Source organism: Halobellus clavatus (genome assembly GCF_900107195.1).
Lineage (GTDB): Archaea > Halobacteriota > Halobacteria > Halobacteriales > Haloferacaceae > Haloquadratum > Haloquadratum clavatum.
Window position 1 is genome coordinate 37,505 of record NZ_FNPB01000001.1, and the last position, 24,047, is coordinate 61,551.

Below are 24,047 nucleotides of genomic sequence, written 5' to 3' on the forward strand. Positions count from 1 at the left end.
TCAGTCGAGTTCGGGCGCTTCGTCTCTGGCGTCACGCACGTCTCGGGTCTCCTCGACAGCGGTCGTCAGCGAGACGTTGAGCCCGAGCATCGCGGCGTAGCCGCCGACGACCGTGACGATATTCTTCACCGCGTGATCGAGCACCGCCGCACCGAGTGCCAGTTCCGGCGAGAGCGGCGTGAGGCCGACCACGAGCAGCGTGAACGCGCCCTCGTAGAGTCCGACGCCCCCCGGCGAGAGCGGGAGCACCTTCGCGAGGTTGCCGACGCTGACCGCGAAGAAACTCACCGCGACCAGTTCGACGGCCGCGAGCCCCGGCGTGAACGCGGCGAGCACCAGGAGTGCGGTCACGACATCCAGCGTCCACACGGCGACGCTCGAGGTGCCGACGCGGGTGAAGCCGCGACGCGTGCCCGCGACCGTCTGGAGGTCGTCGACGAATCGCCCGATGACGCCGGCAACGAAGTCGGCGTACGAGTCGGTGCTGATCCGATAGACGACCGCAGCGACGAAGTTGCGGTCGCTCCGCGCCGAGAGCGCGATGCCGACGACGGCCGCGAGCGCGACGAGGCCGACGCCGAGCGCGACGATGACGGCCACCCGGCCGGCACCCGCCGCGCCCGTGACTGTCCGGGCGAGTTCGGCCGTCTGCCCGGTCGCCGTGTAACCGATGAGGACCACCCCGGCCATCGAGGCGATGGTCAACAGGTCGAAGACGCGTTCGGCCGCCAGCGACGCGAACCCGGACGGGTACGGGATGCCGCGCCGTGCCTTGACGACGTAGGCGCGGATCAGATCACCCGCTCGGGCGGGAAAGACCAGGTTTCCGGTCTGACTGATGAAGACGGCCCCGGTGAGGAACGGCACGGTCTCGCGGTACCCCAACTCTTCGAGGATGTCGCGGTAGCGCACGCCGCGAATCGGCCACGAGAGCAGGTAGACGACGGCCGCCGCGGCGACGAACAGCGGGTCGGCGTCGCCCATCTCCGAGAGGACGGTGCCGAAGTCGATATACTGCGTCATCAACACTAACGCGAATACCGCCAGGAACGCGCCGGCGACGAGGCCGACGCGGCGAGAGAGCCGCGGCCGGACGGAGAGCTGCCAGAACGTCCGCAAGATCTGACTGCCCATCCCGAACACGTCACGGACGAGGTCCACCTTGGTGTCGCCTTTCGGCGTCCACTCGACAGGGAACTCCGCGACGGTGAAGCCGGCCCGTTGCGCCCGCACGAGCATCTCGGTGTCCCAGAACCAGTGTTCGTCCTCGACGTCCTCGGCGAGCGTCTCGAACGCCTCGCGGCTGAAGGCCTTGAATCCGCACTGGTGGTCGCGGAGGTCCGAGCGGAGGAGCGTCCGGACGAGGCCGTTGTACACCCGGCTGGGGACGCCGCGCTTGGCCGGCCGGTCCGCGACGTTGCCGGGGAGCCAGCGGGAGCCCGTGGCGACGTCGGCCTCGCCGATACGGATCCGATCGATCAGCTCTTCGAGATGGCTGATGTCGGTCGCCAGATCCGTATCGAAGTACGCGAGGACGTCGCCGCGGGCCGCCTCGAACGCGCGTTCGAGCGCACCGCCGCGGCCCAGTCGCGCGTCGCTGTGGACGTGTCGCACGCGCTCGTCCGCGGCCGCGAGTCGGGCGGCGATCTCCGGGGTCCGGTCCTCACAGCCGTCCTCGGCGACGAGCACCTCGAACGATTCCGCCGGAAGGAATCCCGCGAGCGTCCGCAGCGTCGTCGCCACAGTCGATTCGATCGTCTCGGCCTCGTTGTAGGCCGGGAGGACGACGCTGACCGAGACGGACGACGCATCGGCGGTGTCGCTGTCGGCCTCGATCGCGCCGTTCGCTGACTCGCCGGCGGGCGTTCCGGGAGCGGTACTGTCGCGGGGACTGCCCATTGGTGTGTCCTGGCTCTGCGGCGGGTATGAACTTTCTGCCTCGGGGCGGCCCGATTAGGCGACCGTACCCCCCAGCGGTCGACGGAGGGTCGAAACGCCCCGATCGGACCAGTAAACCGCATCACAGCGCGGTGTTAGCCGTATGTACCAAATCGCTCATAGGGGGAAGTACCGTGGTACCGGATATGAGCGCCACAGTCGCTTCGGCACCCGCCGCGGACCTCAGCGAGAAACAGGACCGGATCCTCGAGTACCTGCGGACGAACGTCGAGGAGCGGACCTACTTCAAGTCGCGGCTGATCGCCCAGGACCTGGATCTCTCCGCGAAGGAGGTCGGCTCGAATATGCGCGCCATTCTCGAGGCGGACGTCGGCCTCACCGTCGAGAAGTGGGGGTACTCCTCGGGGACGACGTGGAAAGTCACTGCGTAATCGGGCGCGCAGCGGGGTGAAAAGTCAGAACTCGTATCGCACGAGCGAGTCGGCTTCGGCGGCCAGTTCGACCGCTTCCGGGCCGAACGAGTCGGCGAACCTGACGACCAAGAGGAGCAGCGTCTCGGGGCGCTGGACGGTGTAGCCGCCGTCGCGCGAGAGCACACCGGCTTCGTCGAGTTCGCGGGCGTAGCCGCTCACGGTCGCCCGGGAGACGTCGAGATGGGCGGCGAGATCGGCGCCGGAGGATCCCGGCTGCCGGAGGAGTTCGACGAGCATCCCGCGCGGCGTCCGGCGACGGAGGTAGCCGAGCGCGACCTGCTCGAACGCGGAGAATCGGCCGGCCGAAAAGAACCGCTTGTAGTCGCCGTCGCGACGCGAGACCAGCACGTCGTCGTCGACGAGCGTCTGGAGGTGGTGCTGGGTCTCCCCGGTTCCCAGTTCCAGATCGTCACGGATCTTCGAGAAGTGCGCACCGGGCGTCGAAGAGACGTACCCGACGATCGCGTCACGGGCGTCGCTCGTCGTCTCGGTGTCGGCAGCCGCCGTGTCACTGGCTCCGAGTCCAGCGAGCGGCGAGGCTGCGCCGAGCGCGGCAAAGCGCCGGAGCGTCGCCCGCTTCTCTTCGTCGACCTGTCGGTCTGGCATTCGGTTCGGTTAGAGAACGGGTGATAGCGACAAAAGCGCTTCGTTCGTGGCTACGAGTCGGTTCTGTGTCCGCTGAACGGGGGGTGACTGCTGGGGGTCCTCCCGACGACGCGGAATTATTCGGTCTCTTTCTCGACGGCGGGCTCCTCGTCTGCGTCCCCGGCGGTCTCGGTGTCCTCATCGCTCGCGGCGTCGGGGACCGTCGAAGCGGCCTGATCCGGCTCCGCTGCCGCAACGTCCGGGTCAGAGACTACCTCGTCGGGGTCTTTGATCGAGTTCTCTCCGGGCACGCCCGCCTCCTCGATGACGGCGTCGGAGTCTTTGAATTCCGTGTCCGCACCCTGCTTGATCGCCTCGGCCTCCTGTTCGAGTTCTTCGACGTCCATCTCGGTGGCCTGGTCGATCTGTCCGAGGATCTCCTCGATGTCGTCGAGGCCGAGCAGTTCGCGGGTCTCCGAGTCGAAGTCGAGGCTGTCGAGACCGGCCTGCTCTTGGACGTCGGAGTCGGTGAGCTGTCGGCCGTAGCGGCCGAGGAGGCTCGTGAGTTCCTGCGGGAGGACGAACGTCGTCGACTCGCCCTGACCGATCGTTTCGAGGCTCTCCATCCCCTTCTCGATGATCGCGCGCTCGCCCATCGACTCGGCGGACTTCGCACGCAGCACCGTCGAGATGGCGTCACCCTGTGCCTCGAGGATCTGGCTCTGCTTCTCACCCTGGGCGCGGATGATGTTGGACTGCTTCTCGCCCTCGGCTTCCTCGACCGCAGAGCGCCGTTCACCCTGCGCTTCGAGGATCATCGCACGCCGGCGACGCTCCGCGGACGTCTGCTGCTCCATCGCCTGCTGGACGTCCTTGGAGGGGTTGACTTCCCTGACCTCGACGCTCTCGACGCGGACGCCCCACTCGTCGGTGGGTTCGTCGAGTTCGCGCCGGATCCGACCGTTGATTTCCTGCCGCTTGTTGAGCGTATCGTCGAGTTCCATATCGCCGATGACCGCCCGGAGCGTGGTCTGTGCGAGGTTCGAGACGGCGCGCTTGTAGTCGTCGACTTCGAGGAAGGCCTTCTTCGCGTCCATCACCTTGATGTAGACGACGGCGTCGGCGGTGACGGGGGAGTTGTCCCGCGTGATCGCTTCCTGGCGAGGGACGTCGAGCGTCTGGGTCCGCATATCGAACGGGTAGGTTCGCGCGACGAACGGCGGGATGAAGTTGATACCCGGTTCGAGCAGCTTCCGGTACTCGCCGAACACCGTCAGCGCCTCCTTCTCGTAGGCGTCGACGATCTCCACCATCTGGTAGACGGTGACGATCGCGAGGAGAAGCACGAGTAGCCCGATCGCCGGGAGACCGATGCCTGTCTGGAGTACAACGGGGCCAACTACCATAGCTGAACTTAGTGTGTGCGTCTGATAAGCGTTGGCCCGCACCGTTCGGGTGCGGTCCCGGAGATCCGTCAGGTGCGCTCGGTCTCGAACTCCGGGTCGTCGTCGGCCGTCGTTTCGGACGGGTCGGTCTGGTCGTCGTCGGGGGATGCGTCGGCGGAAGATGTGTCGGTGGCGGCGGCATCGCCGGTGCTCTCCTCCCCGGTTTCGCCGTTGCTCGCGGCGCGACCGCGTTCCAGTTCACGGTCGATCTCGTCGTACTCCGTCGACAGCGACGCCACGGTCACGACGTTGCCCCCGCCGGGATCGACGACGACGACTTCGGTCCCCTCTTCGAGTTCGCCGTCGACCGAGCGGGCGGCGTAGTAGGGGTTGAACCCACCCTCGTCGAGTTTGACCTCTCCGTCGGTCGGGCTGACGGTCTCGGTGACGCGGCCGGTGCGGCCCCGGAGGCTCGCCGAGTCGCTGGTCTGCTCGGTTCCCTTCCCGCCGTAGAGGTCGAATTCGCGGTAGCCATACAGCGTCAGTGCCCCGAAGACGAGCACCAGGCCGGCGAGGATGACCGGCGAGGCGATCGAGCCCAGCACGAGGCCGACGAGTCCGGCGGCGAGAAGTGAGACCCCGAGCACGATGAAGTGCGCCCCCGGCGCGAGCGCTTCGAGGAAGCTGACGCCCAGTCCCGCAGCGACGAGGAGGAGCGGCAGCGTCTCGGGTGGGACGGAGAGTTGCAGGGCGACCCAGAGCGCTCGTAGGAGCATACTCGGAATTAGTCTGGCGAGGGATTAAGGGTTGTCACAGCCCGGACGCCGGTTCAGCCGCTGTCGGCCGTCGTCGCCTCGGGCGTCAGTCCGGTGTCGCGGACGAACGTGATCTTCAGGTCGCCGTCGTAGACCAGGGTCGCGCTCGCCGCCGACTCGGGGACGCTGAAGACGAGCCACACCTCGCGGCTCTCACCCGGTTCGAAGAGCCCGGCGCTCGGGAACCCGGTGACCCCGTCGAGCGGCTGGTGGCCGTACCGCTGTCCCGCGACTTCGACGGCGAACGCCGACTGGCTGAGCTGCGTGGGGCTCCCCGCGCCGTTAGTGACGTTCAGCCGAACGAGCACGAAGGTCTGGTTCGCTGGCGGGTCGTAGGCGGTCCCATTCACCGACAGCGATCCCGCGGTCTTGGCGTTCCACCGGGCCTCGACCGTCGCGTTAGCCCCCGCGGTCGACATCGCCGAGACGGCCACATCGTCGCCCCCGCCGCCGGCAAACAGCCCGCCGCCGAGGCCGACCGCGGGGCCGACGGTCGCGCCGAGTAAGAAGGCGACGACGAGTACCACCGGGAGGAGTCCGGTCGGGACGGACCCGCCGGTCAGTCCACCGACCCGGGACCTGATGCCGTCCAACCGGGAGCCGTCACCACTCCCCGCGGCCCCGTCGCTCCCACCGCTCCCGCCGCCGGACTGGCCGCCGGAATCACCCGACTCGCTGCCGCCGTCGCCACGGTCGAGTTTGGCCCGGAGTGACGCGATCGTCGCGCTCGGGTCAGGGAGTTGCGCCGCCAGCCCCTCGGGCACCGGGACGCCGGCCTCGCGGAGGCGCTCGAAGAGAACCGCGAGACTGTCGGTCGCTGTGTACTGCGCCAGAAGATCCTCGAAGCCGCCCTGTTCGACGGTGTTCGCGAGCTTCGCGCGGTTGAGGAGGTGGACGCTGCGCTGAGTGGCGAGCCGCTGGGCCTCCTTGGCGAACGCCCCCTGGGTGGCGACGACCGCCACGTCGATCCCGCGCTTCCGACAGAACCCCACGAACTGCTTGATGTGTCGCTCGGTGACGGTCGCGGTCGTCGTAGGGAACACGTAGATGACGCCGCGCTTGCCGTCGCCGCGTTTGCCGATCACGAAGTGCGTCTCGTCGGCGCGTTCGTTGGCCGAAACCTCCCAGCCTCGCTCGCGCCAGAGGTCACTCAGGAACGAGACGAAGTCGTCGGGTTCCATCTCGGGGATCACGACGCATCACCCCGGCGGGCTAAGAACGCACCCAGCGCGAGCACTGCCGCAATCGCCACCGCGGGCGACAGCGGGACGCTGGACTGCGTCGCCCCCGACGGCGGCAGCGGCGTCCGCGTCACTACGGGGTACGGCGTCGCGGTGGGCGTCGGCGTCGCCGTCTGCGTTGCTGTCTGCGTCGGCGCTGGCGTCTCGGTGGGGGCTGGCGGGAAGTCGACGACTGCGGTGTCGTTGACGACGTAGCCGTCGGTGGTGTAGGGCTCGACGTTCGCCCGGTACGACTCGTCTTCGTCGGCCGGTACCAGTTCGGCACGGAGGCGCTGCGCCTCGAACAGCGGCGTGCTTAGCTCTGCGGTGGCGTTCGCGTGTCGCCCCGGTTCGAGGTAGTCGCTGCGACCCACTGGTTCGCCCGCGGCGTCTTCCAGCCGGACGAATCCACCGTTGGGGATCTCGGCGGCACCGACCTCGATTGCCGTCCCGTTGGCAGTCTGGTTGTCGATCCGAACCGACGGGTCGGGTGCGACCAGGTGCACCTTCTGTTTCGTCTGCAGGAAGTACTCTTGCACCCACAGCGTCGCGTTCGTCCCGCGCGAGACCGAGCCGAGATCGAAGGCGGCCTCGAAGGTGCCGCTCTGGTCGACGGTGGCATCCTGCAGTTGGAGGAACGCGTTCGGGTCGGGCGAGCGGAGGCGGACCTCCAGTTCGGTGCCGGGCGCGCGGTTCGTCTTCCCGGTGACCGGGAACGTCGCGTTATCCCACGGATAGTGCGTCGCGTCTTCGACGGGCGACAGTGACATCGACGGCTCTTCGAGCGTGAACGTCGTCGTCGCGAGCGTGGTCTCGGATTCGACCAAGCCGCTCTCGTCGGTGAGTGCGAACGTCGCCTGGTACTGATTGCGTCCCGACTGCGTCTCGATCGGGACTGCACTCGTGTTCCAGAGGACGTAGAGACGGTCGTTCGAGAACGACGGGAGAACCGACACGTTCCCACCGTCGGTCGCCACGTACTCGCGTGCCGCGTGGTTGGGACCGGGGTCGGTCTGGGTGAAGTTGAGTTTGAGTCCGTTGGCGGCGGCACTGCCGGTGAGATCGCTCTCGTTCAACGCGGTTTCGAGGCCGCTCTCCTCGAACCGGATGACGGCGTAATCACCCCGGGCGACGGTCGAGCCCTCGCTCATCGCCGCCTCGAGCGGCCCGACGTCGGCGTCGCCGTCCTCGCCGCCGCCGGTGTACTCCGCGGGGGCGAACGACTCCGGCGCGCGGAAGGACGCCGCTGTGGTCTCGCCACGGGGTTCGACAGTGAGCGTGCTGAGGTCCTGTTCGACGCCGTCGACCTCGAGGCGGAGGAGGTACCGCTCAGGTTCGAGTGCCTCGTCGAGCGGTGGAGAGTGCATCGTCGCCGACCCGCCGTCGATGAACTCCGCGGGGTCCGACGCGGTCGTCGCGCGCGTGTCGAGGACGACCTCGGTGGTCCCGCTGCCACCCAGGTCGACAGTCACGTTGAATCCGTACTCCGAACCGCCGATCGTGAGTGTCCCGCTCCCCGAGTGAGAGACCGCGATCGTCACCTCGTTGCCGCGGGTGACAGTCAGATTGCCTTCCGTGAACGATCCCGACGCCTCCTCCGTCTGTGCGCTGACGGGCGAGTCGAGCGCGCCAGCCGTCGACCCCGCCGTCCCGGCGGCGGTCAGTCCCGCGACGGGAGCGACGCCACTGAGCAGGAGGGCGGCGACGACAGCGAGAGTGACGGTGGCGTGGGACATCTGGGGACAGCCGTTTCCCTACGCTACCCAGTACGCGGCATAAAGCACTACGGTCGAAGCATCAGATGTGATAACCAAACGGGCGACGGAGGCGGCGCTCAGAGCGCGCCGGGCACGATCGCAGTCGCGAGCAGCCCAACCGTTCCGAGTACTCCTAAGACGACGAAGAGGGCGTTCTCCGCGGTTGGGTCCTCGGGTTCGATCGGCGGCCGCTCGAACGGGAGTCCCGTTTCGAGTTGCCCGCCCGCCACGTCGTCCTCGGTCGCCTCGTCGTGGCCCGGATCGGTTCCGTCTGGGCTGTCGGGTCCCGCAGGTGAATCGGAGACAGAAGTTCGGGCGCTGTCGTCGTCTGCCCGGTCGGCGTCTATGTCGGGGCCGCTCATCATCGGAGGAACGGTCGCCGAGAAGAAAGGCCTACCGCTCGGGGAGGCCCGCGCCCTCGCCGCTGCGGTTCCGGTGGCGGATCACGTCGCCCTCGTAGACGATGCCTCGCTCGGCGTGGAGCGTCAGCGTCGTCCCGGGCGACACCGCGTTCGGGAGGGGGGCCCCCGAAATCATCGGGAGTCCGAGTTCGCGCGCGACCAGCGCCGGATAGCCCGTCATTCCCGGGCGCGCGTCGACGATCCCGCCCAGTTTGGCCGCATCACCGTCGAACTCGCCGTCGAAGTTCGCCGGCAGCGAGAGGATCGCGCCGTCCGGAACGTCGGTCAGATCGCCGTCCACAGAGACGGCCAGCGGGCCGGAAACCCGACCGCCGACGACCTTGCGCCCGGTGGCGACGGCCTCGGCCGCGACGTGGAGTTTCAGCATGTTCGTCGTGTTCGTCCCCTCCAGTTCGGTCATCATACCGGAGAGGACGACGAGGGTGTCGCCGGAGGACGCGACGCCGGCTTCGAGCGCGGCGTCGACGGCGTCGTCCATCATCTGATCGATGTCGTCGCGATAGGAGGAGTATTCGGAGATCACGCCCCACGAGAGCGCGAGTTGCCGGCGGACGCGGTCGGTCGGTGTGGTCGCGACCACCGGGACCGCGGGGCGGAACTTCGCCGTCTTCCGGGCGGTGTACCCCGACTCGGAGGCCGCGACGATGGCGCTCGCTCCGACGTCGCGCGCGAGGTACCGCGCCGAGCGGGCGAGGGCTTCGGTCCGAGAGTCCTCCTCGGAGTTTGGAATTCGTCGTTCTCTCCCCTCGGCGTACTCGTCGCTGGATTCGACCTGCCGGACGATGCGATCCATCGTCTCGACGACCCGGACGGGATCGTCCCCGATGGCGGTCTCACCGGACAGCATCACGGCGTCCGTGCCGTCGAGCACCGCGTTCGCGACGTCGGAGGCTTCCGCGCGCGTCGGCCGCCGGGCGCGGACCATCGAGTCCAGCATCTCGGTCGCGGTGATCACGGGCGTCCCCGTCTCGTGACACCGACGGATGATCCGCTTTTGAATGATCGGGACGTCTTCCAGCGGCATCTCGACGCCGAGGTCGCCGCGGGCGACCATCACGCCGTAGGCGGCGTCGATGATCTCCTCGAGATTCTCGACCGCGCCGGCGCGCTCGATCTTCGCGACGATCGGGATGTCCGCCCCGAGGTCGTCGAGCGCGTCGTTGATCGTGTATATATCCGACGCCGAGCGGACGAACGAGGCCGCGACGAAGTCGGCCTCGGTCTCGGCGGCGACGCGGAGTTCCTCGCGGTCGGTCTCGGTGATCAGATCGATGTCGAGGTCGACGCCGGGGAGATTTACCCCTTTCCGTCCGGCGAGTTCGCCGCCGGAGTTGATCCGCGCGACGACGGTGTCGCCGTCGACGCGGCGAACGGTCGCTTCGATCCGCCCGTCGTCAAGGAGAATCCTGTCGTCGGGTTCGGCGGCCGCGATGGAGTACGAGAGACCCACGGTCTCCGGTGTCGCCTCCTCGCTCTGAACGAACTGAACGTCCGAACCGGTTTCGAGATAGATCGGCTCGTCTAACGGCGCGGTCCGGACCTCTGGCCCCTGGAGGTCGACCATCGCCGCGACCGGACGCTCGGTGACCTCGTCGGCCGCGCGGATCCGCCGGATGACCTCCCGGCGGTGCGCTGGCGTCCCGTGGCTCGCGTTGAGCCGTGCGACGCTCATCCCCGCGTCCGCGAGTGCCCGGATCGTCGACTTCTCGTCGGACGCCGGGCCGAGCGTACAGACGATCTTCGCGTTTCGCATAGCAGGGTATACTCGGTAGTGAGTTAAAAAGACCGCCGGTGACGGATCGACAGTAAACAATTGTGCCCGGCACGCTGCGATCGCTCCAGTCCTTCGCGAGTGCGACCGGCCGGTGGACTACTTGATCTTCGTGCCCGGTTCGGCGTCCTCGTGCGTGGTCAACAGGTCGGCCTGTTCGCCCGCGGCGAGGAGCATCCCGTTGGACTCGACGCCGAACAGTTCGGCCTTCTCGAGGTTGGCGACGACGACGATCCGCGTGCCGGGGAGCGAATCGAGGTCGTGAAGTTGCTTGATGCCGGCGACGATCTGGCGCTCTTCGACGCCGATGTCGACGGTGAGTTTCGCGAGTTTGTCCGCGCCGTCGACGCCCTCGGCCGCGAGAATCTCGCCGACTCTGATGTCGAGGTCCTGGAAATCCTCGAAGCCGATCCGCTCGTCGGCGATCGGTTCGAGGTCGGCGGCCGCGTCGTCGGATTCGGCTGCCTCGTCGTCTTCGTGTTCCGTCTCGGCCTCGTCGTCAGCCGTGGCCTCGGCGACGCGCGCCTCCAGTTTCTCGTTCAGTTCCTCGACGCGCTCTTCGGGGATCTTCTCGAAGAGTTCGTCGGGTTCGTCGAACTCGTCGCCGGGCGCGTCGAGCGCGGCGTCGACCTCGACCGCGTGGACGTCGCCGTCGGCGTCGAGGTCCGCCCAGAGTCGCGCCGCCGTCTCGGGAACCACGGGCTCGAAGAGGACGGCGACCGCCGTCGCGATCTGGACGCAGTCGCGGATGACCTGCGCCTTCTCGGGGTCGTCGTCGTCGAGTTTCCAGGGCTCGTTCCGCTGGATGTACTCGTTGCCGAACTGCGCGAGGCGAACCGCGCTCTCGCCGACGTCCCGGACGGAGTAGTCGTTGACGCCCGCCTCGAACTCGGCGATGGCCTCCTCGATCCGCTCGCGGACCTGCGGCGAGAGGTCCGCGTCGGGCGTGCCGCCGAACTCCCGGGCGGCGAAGAGCAGCGAGCGGTAGGCGAAGTTGCCGACAGTACCGACCAGTTCGTTGTTCACGCGCTCGCGGAACCGCGCCCACGAGAAGTCGACGTCCTGCTGGAAGCCGCCGTTGGTCGCGAGGTAGTACCGAAGCAGGTCGGGACGGAAGCCCTCCTCGAGATACTCGTCGGCCCAGACGGCGCGGTTCCGCGACGTCGAGAACCCCTTGCCCTCGAGCGTGATGAAGCCGGACGCCATCACGGCTCTGGGCTCGGTGTAGCCGGCCGCGTGGAGCATCGCCGGCCAGAAGACGGTGTGGTGCTGGATGATGTCCCGCCCGATGATGTGGACGATGTCACCGTCTTCGCGCCAGACCTGCTCCCAGTCGAAGGCGTCGCGTCCGACGCGGTCGGTGTACTGCTTCGTCGAGGAGATGTACTCGATCGGCGCGTCGACCCAGACGTAGAGGACCAGGTCCTCGTCGTCGGGGTGGTCGACCCCCCAGTCCATGTCGCGGGTGATACACCAGTCCTGGAGTTCGCCTTCGACCCACTCGCGGGGCTGGTTCTGGGCGTTCGAGGTTCCCTCCAGGCGGTCGAGGAATCCCGAGAGGTACTCCTGGAGGTCGGAGACGGCGAAGAACTTGTGTTCGCGCTCGTGGTACTCCGCGGGGTTGCCCGTGATGGTCGAGACGGGATCTTCGATCTCGCCGGGTTCGAGATGGCGGCCACACCCTTCGTCGCACTCGTCGCCGCGGGCGTGTTCGCCGCAGTACGGGCAGGCGCCCTCGACGAAGCGGTCGGGGAGCCACTGATCGGCGTCAGGGTCGTAAGCGACGGGGATCTCCTTCTCGTAGACGTAGCCTTCCGACTCCAGCGTGCGGACGATCTCCTGGGTCGTCTCGACGTTCGTCTCGTCGTGCGTGTGTCCGTAATTGTCGAACTCGACGTCGAACTTCGGGAACGTCTCCTCGTAGGCCTCGTGGTGCCGCAGGGCGAACTCCTCGGGCGTGACGCCCTCCTGTTCGGCGTTGACCGCGACGGGCGTCCCGTGCATATCCGATCCCGAGACGAAGGCGGTCTCTTGGCCGAGTCGCTTCAGCGCGCGGCTGTAGATATCGCCACCGACGTAGGTGCGAAGGTGACCGATGTGGAGGTCGCCGTTGGCGTACGGCAGCCCACAGGTCACCACCGCCGGCTCGTTGGTGGGGAAGTCCTCGTGGCTCATACTGGGTGATGGAGACGGCGACACCAAAATCCCGCTGGTTCGAAGTCGCCGACGCCGGTGTGTCGGCGGCCGGCGTCACACGATCGACAGCACGGTGCCGACGCCGACGAGCGTCACGAGCAGGCGACCGACGCTGCCGGCGAACGTCGCGGCCGCGAACTTCGGATAGTCCTCTTCGAGGACGGCGAACGCGTAGATCGACAGCGTGTCCGGGAAGAAGGGGACCGAGAGCGCCACCGCGAGCCCGGCGTATCCCCACCGCTGGGCGATCTCGACGGTCCGACGCTCGGACCACTCGACCACGTCGAAGCGGGAGTTGCGCAGGAAGCGGATGACCGGCCCGGATTCTTTGACCTCCTGACCGATGTGAAACGCGAAGACGCTGCCGGCTGCCTTCCCGATCGCACTCGACAGGATGATGACTGTGAGTCGCCCGGCCTCGCCCAACCCGAGATTGAGCGGCGCGAGGAGCACGACCTCGCTGACGCCGGGCAGCGCGAACGCGATCAGGAACGAGTAGACGACGATGATCCCCACGCCGGGCCAGCCGGTCGCGGTCTCGACCGCAGCGGAGAGCCAGCCGAAGTCCGGCCACAGATCGCTCGCGACGGCGAGACCGGCGGGGCCGGCCGTCTCTGCGAGCGGTTCGAGCACAGCGACCACGGCGGGGACTGACACGTGTGAGAGGCACTGAGACACACGGGGAGGTAAGTCTTGAGATTCGTGGACGGACGCCGGGTGCGCCCGGTTCGAAACGGACGGCAGCGGTCGGGGGCCACCGTCGGGAGCGGGAGGGCCCTGCGGGTGTCGGCAGCACTCCGTCCGCCAGACGCGGCTACCGGACGTCGTCGAGGTCAGCGAGGAAGGACCGCAGTCCGTTCTCTGTGACGTGGGGCATAACGACGATCCGCGCGAGGCCGGAGCCGGTCCGCGAGAGCCGCCAGCCGCGGTCGCGAAGCGCCTCGAAGGTTCCTGGGGCGACGTCGGCGACGACGATCGGGAGTTCCACCGCGGGGACGTCGTAGTCGCGGCTGCGGAGTTCGTCGGCGAGCCAGCCTGCCAGTCGGTCCGTCCGCTCGTACTCCCGACGGTAGCCGTCGGGCCACAGCTCCTCGATGGCGGCCGCGGCGCTCGCAACGCCCGCACCGCTCCGCGTGCCCGTGAGCGACGCCTGCGACGTGGACTCCAGATACGGGGTGTCCACCGCGAGCGCGTCCATGCCCTCGGGGTCGCGAAAGAGCAGGCCGCCCGCGGGGATGGCCGCTCGGCCGCACTTGTGTGGATCGATCGTCAGCGAGTCGATGCCCGCGTGAGCGAAGTTCCAGGCGTGGTCGGTGAACGGGAGGAGAAAGCCCCCCCAGGCGGCGTCGACGTGGCAGTACGCCCCCTCGTCGTGAGCGATGGCCGCCAGTTCCGGGATCGGATCGACGCGACCGTACTCGGTGCTGCCGGCGACGCCCACGACAAGGACCGTCTCTTCGTCGACGGCGGCCGCGACGCCGTCGAGGTCCGCGCGGTGATCTGCGTCGGTCGGGACCGATCGGAGTTCGACATTGAGGAGGTCGGCCGCCTTGGTGAACGAGAAGTGCGCACTCTCGGGGACGACGACGTTCGGCTCCGCGACGGCGCAGCGTTCCCGCGCCGAGCGGACGGCCTGGATGTTCGCCTCGGTGCCGCCGCTCGTCACGTAGCCGTGCGGTTCGGCACCCGCATCGCGGACGCCCTCGCTGTCGACGCCGACCGCGCGTCCGCCCAGCGACTCGGACTCGTCGGGACCGCGATCTACGGTCTGGGAGTCGTCGGGGTCGGACGCACCCTCCGGCGGGGCGGACTGTGGCGGGACGTCGAGGCCGGCCAATCGCCCGAGTTCGGTGACGACGCGCGCCTCGAGTCGGGCGATCTCGGTGTAGGTCGCCGGATCGCCCGGGTTCGTCGCGAGAAATCGCTCTGCGGCCTCTCTCGCGGCAGGATGTGGTTCGGTACACATCGACGAGAGAACACGGTCGAACTCCTGCGGGGCCGCCCGCTGCATAGCACTGTGTACCATCCCGTCGCGTTTAGGTATTCTGTTCCGGGAAAAGCAGGAAGCAAAGCGAGAGGAGCGAGACGAACAGTGGCTGGTAGCTGTCCGCGACGGCTCCTCGTGGACCGGTGCAGTCCCGGAGATCGCAGATCCGGCGGCCCGATCACCGAGATGGGGTTACGCCGAGCGCCTCACCGAACGGAGTCCAGCAGGAGCCGCTGTTCGACCCGCTTGACTTCGTGTTGGACGTCGCGGACGGCGTCGATGTTGGCCGATACCGACGAGACGCCCTTCTCGACGAGGAACTGGACCATCTGCGGCTTCGAGCCGGCCTGCCCACAGATGCTCGTCTTCACGTCCAGTTCGCGGCACGTCTCGATGGTGTCGCCGATGAGCTTCAGGACCGCGGGGTGGAGTTCGTCGAAGCGGTTGGCGACCCGCTCGTTGTTGCGGTCGACCGCGAGCGTGTACTGCGTGAGGTCGTTCGTCCCGAAAGAGACGAAGTCGATTCCCTCGGCGGCCATCGACTCGACTTCGAGCGCGGCCGCGGGCGTCTCGACCATCACGCCCCACGTTCGCTTGGTGGGATCAACGCCGGCCTGTTGCATCAGGTTCCGGGCCTGAGCGACGTCCTCGGCGTCGTTGACGAGCGGGAACATCACCTCGACGTTGTCGTAGCCCATATCGAAGATCCGCTTGAACGCCTTGAGTTCGTGCGTGAACAGGTCGGGGCTCTCGAGCGAGCGACGGATGCCGCGATAGCCGAGCATCGGATTGTGCTCTTTCGGCTCGTCGCCGCCGCCCTCCAGTTGCCGGAACTCGTCCGTCGGCGCGTCGAGCGTCCGGACCCGCACTGGGCGGGGGTAGAACTCCTCGGCCGCCGTCCGAATCCCGTCGACGAGTTCGTCGACGTACGCGCGCTCGCCGTTCTCCTCGATGTACTTCGTCGGCGTCTGCCCGAGCGACAGGACCATGTGTTCGGTCCGCAGGAGTCCGACGCCGTCTGCGCCGGTCGCTGCGGCGCGCTCGGCCGCCTCGGGGATCGAGACGTTGACTTTCACTTCCGTCGCCGTCATCGGTTTGACCGGCGTCTTCGGGCGCGCCTCCTCGATGGGCTCGAACTCGTCTTCCGGCGGTTCGGCCCCCTTGCGAACGGTTCCCTTGTCGCCGTCGATGGTGATCGGCTGGCCGTCTTCGAGCTGGCGCGTCGCCGATCCCGCGCCGACGACGGCCGGAACCCCGAGTTCGCGGGAGACAATGGCGGCGTGGGAGGTCATTCCGCCCTCGTCGGTGACGATCCCCGCCGCGCGCTTCATCGCGGGCACCATATCGGGCATCGTCATCTCGGTCACGATGATGTCGCCGTCGCCGACCTGATCGAGGTGATCGAGCTTGGTGACGATCCGGGCCTCACCGGAGACGATGCCGGGGCTGGAGCCGAGCCCGCGGAAGAGCACGTCGTCAGACTCACTGTCGTCGGCACCGTTGGCCGATCCGCCGTCTGCATCCGCGGCCGCCGTCGCGTCCGCTTCAGCGGATGCCTCGTCCTCCTCGTCGATGGTGGTGATCGGGCGCGACTGCAGCATATACATCTCGCCCTCGTGGACGGCCCACTCGACGTCCTGTGGCGTCTCGTAGTGGTCTTCGACGCGCTCGCCGAGTTCGACGAGTTCCTCGATCTCCTCGTCGGAGAGCACGCGGATGCTCCGCTTGTCGTCGGGAACCGGCTGCTCGATCGTCTCGCCGGTCGCCTCGTCTTTGAGCATCATCGTCTTCTTGTCCGCGACGGTGATCGTCTCCACCGCACCGCTCTCACGGTCGATGACGTAGTTGTCCGGCGAGACCGACCCGGAGACGACCGCTTCTCCGAGACCCCACGCGGCCTCGATGATGATCTGTGATTCGCCCGTCGAGGGGTGTGAGGTGAACATGACGCCCGACTTCTCGGCGTCGACCATCTCCTGGACGACGACCGCGATGTCGACCTTCTCGTGGGGGAAGCCCTGGCGGTTGCGGTAGTAGATCGCGCGCTGGGAGAACAGCGACGCCCAGCACTCCTTGACGCGCTCGACGAGGGCGTCCGCCTGAACGTTCAGGAAGGTCTCCTGCTGGCCCGCGAACGACGCGTCGGGGAGGTCCTCCGCCGTCGCCGACGAGCGGACGGCGACGAACCGTTCCCCGTCTCCGAGATTTCGGTACGCCGAGAGGATACCCTCTCTGACGTCGTCGGGGACCGGCGTCTCCATAATGAGTTCGTGAGCGCGCTCGTGCGCCTCGCGCAGTGCCTCGGTGTCCTCGTGGTCGACATCGACAGCCGCGAACAGTTCCTCGTCGATGCCGGCGTCCTCGATGAACTCGCGATATGTCCCGGCGGTCACTACGAACCCCGACGGGACGGGGAGCCCCGCGGCGGTGAGCTCGCCCAGCGAAGCCCCCTTCCCGCCGACGTTGTCGATGTCGGTGGACCGCACGTCGTCCAGCCAAGCTACAGCCATTAACGTCTGTACGTCCTCAGATATCCCTAAAGTACTTTCCGAAGATTGCAACGATGAATTAAACATACTCGGATCCGAGTTTTCTTTTCCGGCCACCGACGCTCGGTGACCGACCGCGCCGGCGACCCGTCTGGCCGCGGGCGAGAAGTTCTTTAGTGACCCACCCTTCTGTTCGCCTGTGCTTCCGGAGTGGGTCTCGCTGTTGCCGCCGTGGCTCGTCTTCGGACTCCTCGGCGGCGGTGCTGCCTCCGCTGTCGCGGCCGGCGTCTTCCTGATCGGCGGCCGTCTGTTCCCCGGCAAGCCGACGGCGTCTGGACAGCGAATCGACGGTCCGACGCGGCGACGCACCGAGATCCGTCGGTATCTCCGCACCGTCGGCGAACCCTTCACCGAGGACTACGAGCGACACGGTGAGACCGTCGAGTTCTACCTCCCCGAACGGGACGTCGCGCTCACGTTCGACGCGCAGGCGTACTTCCGGTTAGAGCGGAACGGTACCTACACCGTGCTGTGCGAGCACGAGATGCCGGTCCACGCGCTCGGCCGACGGTTGCCGTTCGAGGTCCCGACGCGAGAGACTGCGTCCACCGCGGGCGAGAACCCGGTCGACGAAGCGTTCGCGTATCTGGGGCTCTCACGGCCGGCGACGACCGAGGAGGTCAGAGACGCCTACCGGGACCGGGTCCTGTCGGTTCACCCCGATCACGGCGGCTCGCAAGCGGAGTTCAAGCGGCTGCAAGAGGCGTACGCGACCGCTCGCGAACACGCCGCCGGATGAGGCGAGGGTTCTTACACGGGCGCGCGGCCAGACCCCGCGTGACCTGACTGAAACCACGGCGCGTGCAGCGGGAGTGCGGTGCGCCGCGCCGTTGGAGCCGACACTGAGGGGCGAGCGTCGGCCGAGCACCGCCTGTCAGCCACGACCGGACGAGCTGAGCGCCAGTCAGTGCGATACTCTCGGTGCTCGATCCGATGCGTCGAATAAACACTCTCCGTGCGGCGTCCGACCAGCACTCTCCGTGCAGCGTCCACACCGAGACTGTCCACACGCACGGGCCGCACCGAGGCTGTCCACGCACAGGCGACACCGAACCGCGTCGACAGCGACGAGCCACCGCGGCAGCGGGCTACGAGTCCGTTTCAACCGGCATCGGGGGAGCCCGAGCGCAGCATCTCACTGGGCCGATCGAGTCGACTCCTCGCCACCGCGATCCGAGAGCGGGGCATCGGCCACCTCGTAGAGGACGTCGCCGTCGCGGAGCGCGTCGGTCACGCGACCGACCGAATCAGGGGTCGCGACGACGACGCTGTCGACCCCGCGGGCGGCTGCGTCGGCAGCGACGTCGCCGGCGGCGAAGGCGGTCTCGACGTCGACGTCGGCATCACGGAGCGCGACCACGGCCTCAACGCCCGCCGCGACGACGACCGCAGCGTCGGCACAGCGGTCGGCCAGTTCGGCAGTCACCACTGCATCGCTTCCACCTGAGCGAGCCGCAGGCACCTGGATCACAGTGACGGACCCGGGATCGATCTCCATAACGCCCTCGAAACCGGTGACGCTCACGTCTTCTCCTGCGTCCGCGGCCGTCGTGGCCACACCGGTCGCGGGGCCCGAATCGCCGGGGGAGGCGTGAAGCAGGCCGTCGCGGAGCGACAGCGTCACCGTCTCGCCCGCCTGGATGGCCGCCGTCGCGATCGCGGCGTCCTCCTGCACGCTCTCGAGGACGTCGTCGGTGACGTGCTCGGCGAAGCGGCGGAGTCCGCGCGCTTGCTGAAAGAGCCAGTCGACGCCCTCTTTGGTCACGCGGTACCGCGAGCGGGCTTCCTTGTCGACGTACCCGTCGTCGACGAGTTCGCGGATGTACTCGCTGACTGCCTGACTCGTCACCCCGACCGCCTCGGCGATTTCGCCCTGGCTCACCGCCGGCTGACGGTCCGCGATCTCGACGAGGATGCGAAACCGGGTCGCGGTCCGCTTGTCTTCCAAAGCACCGCTCATACCGACGTATCGATCGCCGCGGAGAAAAATCCCCGCGGGCGGTGCGGGATGCCCGGGGTGTCACTTGCGGGCGACGACGCGCCACGAACCGGAGCCGCTGCGGATATGTCGCTCCGCGCTCAAGGCGTCCTGTGGACGGTATCGAGTACCGAACGCGGGCGGCGTTCCTCGAGGACGCGGAGACGCTCGTCGTCGCCGATCTGCACGTCGGACGGGCCGACGCGTCGGGGGTCGCGTTCCCGATCGGCGAACGGCGCGACCTCACCGAGCGGCTGGCGTCGCGACTCGACGAGTTCGATCCGGAAACCGTCGTGTTCGCCGGCGACGTCCTCCACCGGTTCGGAACGATCACCGAGCGGAGCCGCGAGACGGTCAGCGCGCTCGCAGACGCCTGCCGGAATGCGGGAGCAACGCCCGTGTTCGTCCGCGGGAACCACGACACGGCTCTGGAGGCGATCGACGAAGACGTACACGACGCCTTCGTGGCCAGCGACGCGCCGCGGACCGTGGTCTGCCACGGACACGAAGCGCCCAGCGTCGACGCGGAGCGCTACCTGGTCGGTCACGATCATCCGGCGATCACGATCGAGGGGCGAAAGCGGCCCTGTTTCTTGAATGCACCGGACGCGTTCCGGGAGGCCGACGTCCTGATGTTGCCGGCGTTCTCGCGCGTCGTGTCCGGCGTCGTGGTCAACGACGCACGCGGATCGGACCTGCAATCGCCGCTGCTCTCCCGGCTCGGCGACGCGCGCCCGATCGTCTACGACGAGGGGAGCGAGGAGGCGCTCACCTTCCCGCCGCTGGACTCGTTCCGCCGACTGCTGTAAGGGCGCAGCGGGGGATCACCGGTCCCGCTGGACCGCTCGGGCCGCCTCGCGCCCGCTCCGCATCGCACCCTGAATCGACGACCACGCGGTGTAGTCACCGGCCAGGTACGTCCGCCCGCCGGGCGCTCTGACGTCCGGGAGTTCCTCGTGGATCCCCGGGGGCTGATCGAACTGTGCGAACTCGATCCGGTGCGTGCGGACGGGCGCTAACTCCTCAAAGTCCCGGTCGGGGTACCACGATTCGAGCGTCAGCCGCGTCTCCTCGGCGAGCGCCGCCTCGTCACGGTCGAACGCGGCGTCCTCGAGGAAGGTCGCGTTCAGGAGCGCCGCCCCGTCGGGGGCGTACTCGGGTGCGACCTCCGACATCGGGACGATGGTGTTCGGCGATGGATCGCCCGCGTTGAGCAGCAGCTTCCGGCCCGTCGTCGGCGCGATCTCGCTCGGGAGTCGGTAGTGCTGCGTCACACAACTTCGGGTCGCTGTCGGAATTGAGTCCGTGCCGGTCAACTGCCGGGCCGTCTTCGGATCGGTCGCGACGACGACGGCGTCGGCCGTGATGGCGTCGCCCTCGACCTCGATGGTAACGCCGTCGTCGTGGTCGGTCACGTCGACGACGCGTTCGCCGAGGCGGATCGACGCGCCGGCGCTGCGGGCCGCATCGGCCAGTTGCTCGGGGATCGCCTGCATCCCACGGGCCGGAAGCGCGATCCGGCCTTCGGAGAGCGACTTGAACGTGTACTCGAAGACGCGCTTGGACGTCGACAGCGACCGATCGAGCGTGATCCCGCCGTAGAACGGGGCGACAAAGTTCTCGATGTAGGACTCCGAGAACCCCCACTCCCGGAGGTATTCGCGGATCGATTTGTCTGCGCTCCGGAAGATCTCGACCTCGGTCCGCGTGCCCACGTCCTGTCTGAGTAACAGCGTCCGGACCTTGTCGGTCTGGGTGACCTCGTGGTTCCGCAGCGACGCCAGCGCCGACTGCGGGTCGCGGAGGGGGTCCGAGAGCGTCGAGCGCGACCCGGGGCGGGCGATGACCGCCCCTGGGGTGAAGTACCGGAGATCGAGCGCGTCGAGGTCGAGTTCGGTTCGAACGGCCGGATAGCCGGTGAAGAGCACCTGGAATCCCCGATCGAGGGTGAACCCCTCCCGGTGCTCCGTGCGGACCCGGCCGCCGACCGAATCGCGCCGTTCGAACAGCGTCACGTCCGCGCCGCCGGTGGCGAGCCGACGGGCCGCGACGAGTCCGGCGAGTCCACCGCCGACGACCGCGACGGAATCAGCAGTCATACGCGGGTGTTCAGCCGGGACGCACAAAGGGACTGCGAGTGGCCGACGGCGTGGTCGAGTGATCGATCGCGGGCGTCGGATGGCCAGCGACGGCGCTCGGGCGTCCGGGCCGGGCAGTCAACGGGGCCCCTCCGCGGCCCCGCCCGATGAATAGGGATTTGAGCGTCGGACCGAACGTCGAGGTATGGGAACGAGCGAGGCGTTTCGCGGGTTACGGTGTACGGCGACCGACGAGCGCTACGACGCGACGGCGACCGGTGAGACCGACGCGGGCGCGCGACTCGAAGCGACCTACGAGTACGACGCTGTCGACTGGGCCGACGACGCACTCGACGGAGCGCCCCAGTCGATGTGGCGGTACGCGGAGCTCCTCGCCTTCGGGGACCCAGTGACCTCGGGCGAGGGCGGGACGCCATTGGTGTCGGCTCCGACACTCGCCGCGGAGGCCGACGTCGGGAGCCTCACGATCAAAGACGAGAGCCGGAACCCGACGGGGACGGTCCTGGACCGCGGCCTGGCGGCGGCGGTGACGGCAGCGCGCGAGGCCGACGCGGACCTCGTCGCGCTCGCCGCCCCGGGGAACGCGGGACAGTCAGCCGCCGCCTACGCGGGGATGGCCGACCTCCGATCGTACGCGTTCGTCCCCTCGCGCGCGCCGTTCTCGAACAAGGCGATGGTGAACGTCCACGGCGGCGAGATGCGCGTCGCCGGGGGCCGCTACCCGGACGCCGAGGCCGCGCTCGACGACCAGTTACAGTCGGAGTGGTACACGCTGCAGGAGTTCGACAACCCACACCGCCACGACGGGCTCAAGACCGTTGCCTTCGAGATCGCCGAGTCCCTCGCGTGGACGGCACCGGACGCAGTTGTCGTCCCCGCTGGCACCGGTGAAGTCGTCGCGGGCGTCGGCAAGGGGTTTCGGGAACTCCAGGCGATCGGGATGATCGAATCGGCCCCCACGCTCTACGCCGCACAGCCCGCCGGGTGTGCGCCGCTCGTGGCCGCCGCCGAGCGAGGTGACGACGAGATCGAGCCGTGGTCGTCGCCGGATACGATCGTCGGCGAACTGGAGATTCCGGCGCCGAAAGGTGGAGCCGCAGCGCTCGCCGCCGTCGCCGAGACCGACGGGCGGTTCGTCGCGGTCGACGACGACGACAGCCTCGAGAGCGCCGTCGTCGCCGCGCAGGAGGCGGGCCTAGAAGTCGGGGCGGCCGGCGGCGTCGCACTGGCGGCCGCCGGACAACTCGGCGACGACGGAGTCCTGGGCTCCGAGGACGACGTGGTCGTGCTCAACACCGAATCCGGAACGAAGACCGCAGACGTGCTTCGAAGCCACCTGATGGGAAAAGGAATCTAGCAGTGAGACCGGATCCGGCCCGAGATCGTTCGCTTTCACGGTAATCAGTCACACAGAGACAGTTGTTTCGACCGATAGACTAATATTTTTAGAGTGGTCTAAACCATCTATGTTGAGTGACGTGATGGAAGACTATCTCAAAGCCATCTACCAGTTACAAGCCCGGACCGGGCCGCCCGTCTCGACGTCTGCGATCGCCGACACGGTGGGGAAGACGCCTGCGACGGTGACGAGTATGCTCGAGACGCTCGAAGAGCGCGGACTCGTGGCACGCGAGAAGTACAAGGGAGCAGAACTCACTGCGGAGGGCGAGACGGTTGCACTCGAGGTGCTCCGGCACCACCGACTGCTCGAATGCTATCTCGCCGAACACCTCGATTACGCCTGGAGCGAGGTCCACGAGGAAGCCGACGCACTCGAGCACCACATCAGCGAGGAGTTCGAGCGGCGCGTCGCCGCCGCACTGGACGATCCGGTCGTCGATCCGCACGGGGACCCGATCCCGTCGGCCGATCTCTCGCCGCTGGATGAGGACGACGCGACCCCGCTGACGGCCCACGATGTCGGGAGTCGGGTCGTCGTCTCGCGCGTCAGCGACCGCGACCGCGAGGAGTTGGAGTACCTCGCCGACGCGGGTGTGACGCCGGGGACCGTCCTCGAGATCGTCGACATCGCGCCGTTCGGGATGGTCACGGTTCGGACCGAGGACGAGGCCGAACAGAGCCTCCCCGAGTCCGTCGCGGACGCGATTTCGGTCCGTCCTGCCGCGGAGGCGGGCGCGGCCGCCGGCCCCGGCGAGGTGACTGACGCGTGAGCAGCTACCTCGAGATCCTGGTCGTCGCGTTTGTCGCACAGCTGGCGGTGCTCCCCGGCGAGAAGGTTCAGTTCATCATCGCGGGGCTCTCGACGCGGTACGATCCCCGCGTGGTGGTCGCGGCCGCAGGTTCCGCCTTCGCCGGGTGGACCGCCATCGAGATTCTGTTCGGCCGCGCGCTCCAGTCGCTGCTGCCGCCCGTCGTCCTCGATACCGTGACTGCCGGGCTCTTTCTCGCGTTCGCGGTGCTGCTCTATCGCTCGGCACCCAGTCAGGGCAGTGGCACGGGCCTGAACGAGGCGACCGAGACCGACGGCGGCTTCGTCGATCTCGCGGGGAAGGACCTCCCGGGTCCGCTGAACCGATTTTCCGGTTCGTTCGGCGGCTTCCTGCCGATCTTCGTGATGATGGTCACCGGCGAGTTCGGCGACAAGACGCAACTCGTCACGATCGGATTGGCAGTCCAGTACGGCGCGACCTCGGCGATCTGGGCGGGCGAGATGCTGGCGATCATCCCGATCAGCCTCGCGAACGCGTACTTCTTCCACACCTTCGCCCACCGGTTCGATATGCGGAAAGCCCACTTCGCCTCTGCGGCGCTGTTCGCGTTCTTCGGCGCGGACACCGCGCTCTCGATTCTGACTGGGTTCTCCCTCTGGGAGACGTTCATCGGCTCGGTCAGCGCGGCCGTGGCGGTGCTCCTGTAAGGACCCGCCATTTCGGTTCTTTTTTCTCGATTC

The 24,047-nt window shown here is 68.0% G+C and carries 20 protein-coding genes; 6 read left to right on the plus strand and 14 right to left on the minus strand.

Going from position 1 to position 24,047, the window contains the following annotated elements; all coding sequences use genetic code 11:
- Entirely contained in the window at positions 1–1,899 is a 1,899-nt protein-coding gene (locus tag BLU74_RS00195) for a flippase-like domain-containing protein (protein ID WP_089763851.1), read from the minus strand.
- 185 nt (positions 1,900–2,084) lie between these two features.
- On the opposite strand from BLU74_RS00195, the gene BLU74_RS00200 reads away from it, so the two are divergent.
- Entirely contained in the window at positions 2,085–2,330 is a 246-nt protein-coding gene (locus BLU74_RS00200; RefSeq protein WP_089763853.1) for a DUF7123 family protein, read from the plus strand.
- 24 nt (positions 2,331–2,354) lie between these two features.
- Here the strand turns inward: BLU74_RS00200 and BLU74_RS00205 are convergent, their stop codons facing one another.
- The 11 genes from BLU74_RS00205 to ppsA all read right to left on the minus strand — a co-directional run bounded on the left by BLU74_RS00205 (position 2,355) and on the right by ppsA (position 17,020).
- On the minus strand, positions 2,355–2,978 hold the full coding sequence (locus BLU74_RS00205) for a winged helix-turn-helix transcriptional regulator (protein WP_089763855.1): 624 nt from the start codon (positions 2,976–2,978) through the stop codon (positions 2,355–2,357).
- 116 nt (positions 2,979–3,094) lie between these two features.
- Positions 3,095–4,363: an SPFH domain-containing protein gene (locus tag BLU74_RS00210; protein ID WP_089763857.1), complete on the minus strand. Its 1,269-nt coding sequence runs from the start codon at positions 4,361–4,363 to the stop codon at positions 3,095–3,097.
- A gap of 68 nt (positions 4,364–4,431) precedes the next feature.
- On the minus strand, positions 4,432–5,118 hold the full coding sequence (locus tag BLU74_RS00215) for an NfeD family protein (RefSeq protein WP_089763859.1): 687 nt from the start codon (positions 5,116–5,118) through the stop codon (positions 4,432–4,434).
- A gap of 53 nt (positions 5,119–5,171) precedes the next feature.
- Positions 5,172–6,338, minus strand: coding sequence for a restriction endonuclease (locus BLU74_RS00220; RefSeq protein ID WP_089765184.1), 1,167 nt, complete (start codon positions 6,336–6,338; stop codon positions 5,172–5,174).
- An 8-nt stretch (positions 6,339–6,346) separates the two neighbouring features.
- The gene (locus BLU74_RS00225; RefSeq protein ID WP_089763861.1) at positions 6,347–8,113 is read right to left on the minus strand and encodes a DUF7282 domain-containing protein; all 1,767 of its coding nucleotides are present in this window, start codon (positions 8,111–8,113) and stop codon (positions 6,347–6,349) included.
- A gap of 98 nt (positions 8,114–8,211) precedes the next feature.
- Positions 8,212–8,496, minus strand: coding sequence for a DUF7312 domain-containing protein (locus tag BLU74_RS00230; protein WP_089763863.1), 285 nt, complete (start codon positions 8,494–8,496; stop codon positions 8,212–8,214).
- A 31-nt stretch (positions 8,497–8,527) separates the two neighbouring features.
- The gene (gene pyk / locus BLU74_RS00235) at positions 8,528–10,309 is read right to left on the minus strand and encodes a pyruvate kinase (RefSeq protein ID WP_089763865.1); all 1,782 of its coding nucleotides are present in this window, start codon (positions 10,307–10,309) and stop codon (positions 8,528–8,530) included.
- 117 nt (positions 10,310–10,426) lie between these two features.
- On the minus strand, positions 10,427–12,502 hold the full coding sequence (gene metG / locus BLU74_RS00240) for a methionine--tRNA ligase (protein WP_089763866.1): 2,076 nt from the start codon (positions 12,500–12,502) through the stop codon (positions 10,427–10,429).
- 75 nt (positions 12,503–12,577) lie between these two features.
- On the minus strand, positions 12,578–13,099 hold the full coding sequence (locus tag BLU74_RS00245; protein ID WP_175454552.1) for a YqaA family protein: 522 nt from the start codon (positions 13,097–13,099) through the stop codon (positions 12,578–12,580).
- A gap of 238 nt (positions 13,100–13,337) precedes the next feature.
- Complete coding sequence (gene mfnA / locus BLU74_RS00250; protein ID WP_089763869.1) at positions 13,338–14,534, minus strand: tyrosine decarboxylase MfnA; 1,197 nt, start codon at positions 14,532–14,534, stop codon at positions 13,338–13,340.
- A 182-nt stretch (positions 14,535–14,716) separates the two neighbouring features.
- Positions 14,717–17,020: a phosphoenolpyruvate synthase gene (gene ppsA / locus BLU74_RS00255; protein ID WP_089763871.1), complete on the minus strand. Its 2,304-nt coding sequence runs from the start codon at positions 17,018–17,020 to the stop codon at positions 14,717–14,719.
- Between the two features lie 178 nt (positions 17,021–17,198).
- Between ppsA and BLU74_RS00260 the strand changes: the two genes are divergently transcribed.
- Positions 17,199–17,798 (plus strand): J domain-containing protein, encoded by a 600-nt coding sequence (locus BLU74_RS00260; protein WP_089763873.1) that lies wholly within the window; start codon positions 17,199–17,201, stop codon positions 17,796–17,798.
- Between the two features lie 396 nt (positions 17,799–18,194).
- Here the strand turns inward: BLU74_RS00260 and BLU74_RS00265 are convergent, their stop codons facing one another.
- Positions 18,195–19,019 carry a DUF7839 domain-containing protein gene (locus BLU74_RS00265; protein WP_089763875.1) on the minus strand — a complete coding sequence of 275 codons (825 nt, stop codon included), beginning with the start codon at positions 19,017–19,019 and terminating at the stop codon, positions 18,195–18,197.
- A gap of 131 nt (positions 19,020–19,150) precedes the next feature.
- Between BLU74_RS00265 and BLU74_RS00270 the strand changes: the two genes are divergently transcribed.
- Entirely contained in the window at positions 19,151–19,846 is a 696-nt protein-coding gene (locus BLU74_RS00270; protein WP_245705693.1) for a metallophosphoesterase, read from the plus strand.
- A 15-nt stretch (positions 19,847–19,861) separates the two neighbouring features.
- Here BLU74_RS00270 and BLU74_RS00275 read toward each other — a convergent pair whose 3' ends face one another.
- Positions 19,862–21,136, minus strand: a complete 1,275-nt coding sequence (locus tag BLU74_RS00275) for an NAD(P)/FAD-dependent oxidoreductase (RefSeq protein ID WP_089763877.1) — start codon at positions 21,134–21,136, stop codon at positions 19,862–19,864.
- Positions 21,137–21,320: 184 nt separating this feature from the next.
- On the opposite strand from BLU74_RS00275, the gene BLU74_RS00280 reads away from it, so the two are divergent.
- The 3 genes from BLU74_RS00280 to BLU74_RS00290 all read left to right on the plus strand — a co-directional run bounded on the left by BLU74_RS00280 (position 21,321) and on the right by BLU74_RS00290 (position 24,014).
- Positions 21,321–22,493: a pyridoxal-phosphate dependent enzyme gene (locus BLU74_RS00280; RefSeq protein WP_089763879.1), complete on the plus strand. Its 1,173-nt coding sequence runs from the start codon at positions 21,321–21,323 to the stop codon at positions 22,491–22,493.
- A gap of 109 nt (positions 22,494–22,602) precedes the next feature.
- Positions 22,603–23,307 (plus strand): metal-dependent transcriptional regulator, encoded by a 705-nt coding sequence (locus tag BLU74_RS00285; protein WP_089763880.1) that lies wholly within the window; start codon positions 22,603–22,605, stop codon positions 23,305–23,307.
- Positions 23,304–24,014, plus strand: coding sequence for a TMEM165/GDT1 family protein (locus tag BLU74_RS00290; RefSeq protein ID WP_089763882.1), 711 nt, complete (start codon positions 23,304–23,306; stop codon positions 24,012–24,014). Before BLU74_RS00285 ends, BLU74_RS00290 begins: the two co-directional genes overlap by 4 nt.
- The last annotated feature ends 33 nt before the right edge of the window (positions 24,015–24,047 follow it).

Coding starts and splice junctions, on each gene's coding strand:
- BLU74_RS00195 (WP_089763851.1), bottom strand. CDS start 1,899: ATGGGCAGTCCCCGCGACAGTACCGCTCCCGGAACGCCCGCCGGCGAG.
- BLU74_RS00200 (WP_089763853.1), top strand. CDS start 2,085: ATGAGCGCCACAGTCGCTTCGGCACCCGCCGCGGACCTCAGCGAGAAA.
- BLU74_RS00205 (WP_089763855.1), bottom strand. CDS start 2,978: ATGCCAGACCGACAGGTCGACGAAGAGAAGCGGGCGACGCTCCGGCGC.
- BLU74_RS00210 (WP_089763857.1), bottom strand. CDS start 4,363: ATGGTAGTTGGCCCCGTTGTACTCCAGACAGGCATCGGTCTCCCGGCG.
- BLU74_RS00215 (WP_089763859.1), bottom strand. CDS start 5,118: ATGCTCCTACGAGCGCTCTGGGTCGCCCTGCAACTCTCCGTCCCACCC.
- BLU74_RS00220 (WP_089765184.1), bottom strand. CDS start 6,338: ATGGAACCCGACGACTTCGTCTCGTTCCTGAGTGACCTCTGGCGCGAG.
- BLU74_RS00225 (WP_089763861.1), bottom strand. CDS start 8,113: ATGTCCCACGCCACCGTCACTCTCGCTGTCGTCGCCGCCCTCCTGCTC.
- BLU74_RS00230 (WP_089763863.1), bottom strand. CDS start 8,496: ATGAGCGGCCCCGACATAGACGCCGACCGGGCAGACGACGACAGCGCC.
- pyk (WP_089763865.1), bottom strand. CDS start 10,309: ATGCGAAACGCGAAGATCGTCTGTACGCTCGGCCCGGCGTCCGACGAG.
- metG (WP_089763866.1), bottom strand. CDS start 12,502: ATGAGCCACGAGGACTTCCCCACCAACGAGCCGGCGGTGGTGACCTGT.
- mfnA (WP_089763869.1), bottom strand. CDS start 14,534: ATGCAGCGGGCGGCCCCGCAGGAGTTCGACCGTGTTCTCTCGTCGATG.
- ppsA (WP_089763871.1), bottom strand. CDS start 17,020: ATGGCTGTAGCTTGGCTGGACGACGTGCGGTCCACCGACATCGACAAC.
- BLU74_RS00265 (WP_089763875.1), bottom strand. CDS start 19,019: ATGAGCGGTGCTTTGGAAGACAAGCGGACCGCGACCCGGTTTCGCATC.
- BLU74_RS00275 (WP_089763877.1), bottom strand. CDS start 21,136: ATGACTGCTGATTCCGTCGCGGTCGTCGGCGGTGGACTCGCCGGACTC.
- BLU74_RS00280 (WP_089763879.1), top strand. CDS start 21,321: ATGGGAACGAGCGAGGCGTTTCGCGGGTTACGGTGTACGGCGACCGAC.
- BLU74_RS00285 (WP_089763880.1), top strand. CDS start 22,603: ATGTTGAGTGACGTGATGGAAGACTATCTCAAAGCCATCTACCAGTTA.